The organism is Gordonia sp. QH-12, from assembly GCF_001578675.1.
GTDB classification, from domain to species: domain Bacteria; phylum Actinomycetota; class Actinomycetes; order Mycobacteriales; family Mycobacteriaceae; genus Gordonia; species Gordonia sihwensis.
The window spans coordinates 1-1298 of record NZ_KQ969328.1; the positions used below are offsets into that span (position 1 = coordinate 1).

The window sequence follows — 1298 nt, forward strand, 5'->3', positions numbered from 1 at the left end:
TGAAGCGCCCTGGGTTCCGTTCCGAGTCTCAGCAAGGAGAATCGGAGTATGCCCAAGAAGTTCAGTCCAGAGCTGCGTGAGCGTGCCGTGCGCATGGTCTACGACCGCCAAGCCCGCGAGGGCGGCCCTCGCGCAGCATCGATCCGTGCCGTCGCGCCGCAGCTCGGTGTCGGCACAGAGACGCTGCGGATCTGGTGCAATCGCTACGGCGCCACCGAGCCGGTCGGACCGGGAGAGCCGCTCGAGGAGGAGAATCGCCGTCTCCGGCGGGAGCTCGCCGAGGCGCGACGTGCGAACGAGATCCTGAAGGCCGCCTCAGCGTTTTTCGCAGCGGAACTCGACCGCCCCACGACGAAATGATCGCGTTCGTCGACATGCATCGCGAGAAGTTCGGGGTCGAGGCCATCTGCCGCATCCTCAGTGCGACAGAATGTGGGTTCATCACCTCCCGCGGATACCGCGCTGCCAAGAACAGGCCGGCCTCCGCTCGCAGCGTTCGGGACGAGATGCTGGCGGAGGAGGTGCAGCGGATTCATCAGGCGAACTACAGCGTCTATGGGGTCCGGAAGATGTGGCACGCAATGCGCCACGCAGGATGGAACGTCGGTCGCGACCAGGTCGCGAGGCTGATGAAGATCGCCGGCCTGCAGGGCGTTCGCCGAGGTCGAAAGCCCGTCACCACCTGCTCCGCAGACGGAGATGACCAGCGCCCGGACCTCGTTGAACGGCGGTTCGTCGCGGATCGACCGCAGCAGCTTTGGGTCGCCGACATCACCTACGTCCGGATGCTCTCCGGGTTCTGCTACGTCGCATTCGTTACCGATGTCTTCAGTCGCAGAATTGTCGGCTGGGCGGTCGCGCCCACGCTCCACACGGAGTCTCTGCCATTGCTCGCACTGGAGCATGCACTGCAGTCCACCGGGGTGAGCAGGAACGAAAGCGGATTGATCCACCATTCCGACAGGGGTAGTCAATACGTTTCGCTCGCCTATTCGGACGCTCTGCTCGCCGCGGGAGTTACGGCTTCAGTAGGTACCGTCGGCGATAGCTACGATAACGCGCTGGCCGAGACAGTGAACGGCCTATACAAGGCGGAGTTGATCTACTCCAAGCGGATCTGGGAGTCAGTCAGCGAGGTTGAGCTCGCCACGATGGGCTGGGTCCACTGGTGGAACACCTCCCGGCTCCACGAAGCTCTCGGCTACCGCACCCCGGCGAACGTCGAAGCGACCTACACTCACACCACGACGACCGCGCCCGCGACCGTGTAACCACGGAACGAAACCCAGGGCGCTTCA

1 protein-coding gene and 1 other annotated feature are annotated in these 1298 nt (G+C 64.0%); the gene reads left to right on the forward strand.

The genetic code is table 11. The annotated features are described in order from the left end of the window. The first annotated feature begins 48 nt into the window (after positions 1–48). Positions 49–1271 (forward strand): IS3 family transposase gene (locus Y710_RS18315; RefSeq protein ID WP_085948520.1). Its coding sequence is split into 2 segments (ribosomal slippage): positions 49–328 and positions 328–1271, totalling 1224 coding nucleotides; the frame shifts between segments, so codons are not numbered across the junction. Beyond that, positions 318–451 (forward strand) — a sequence feature (AL1L pseudoknot). Its footprint overlaps the gene before it by 134 nt. Positions 1272–1298: the final 27 nt, after the last annotated feature.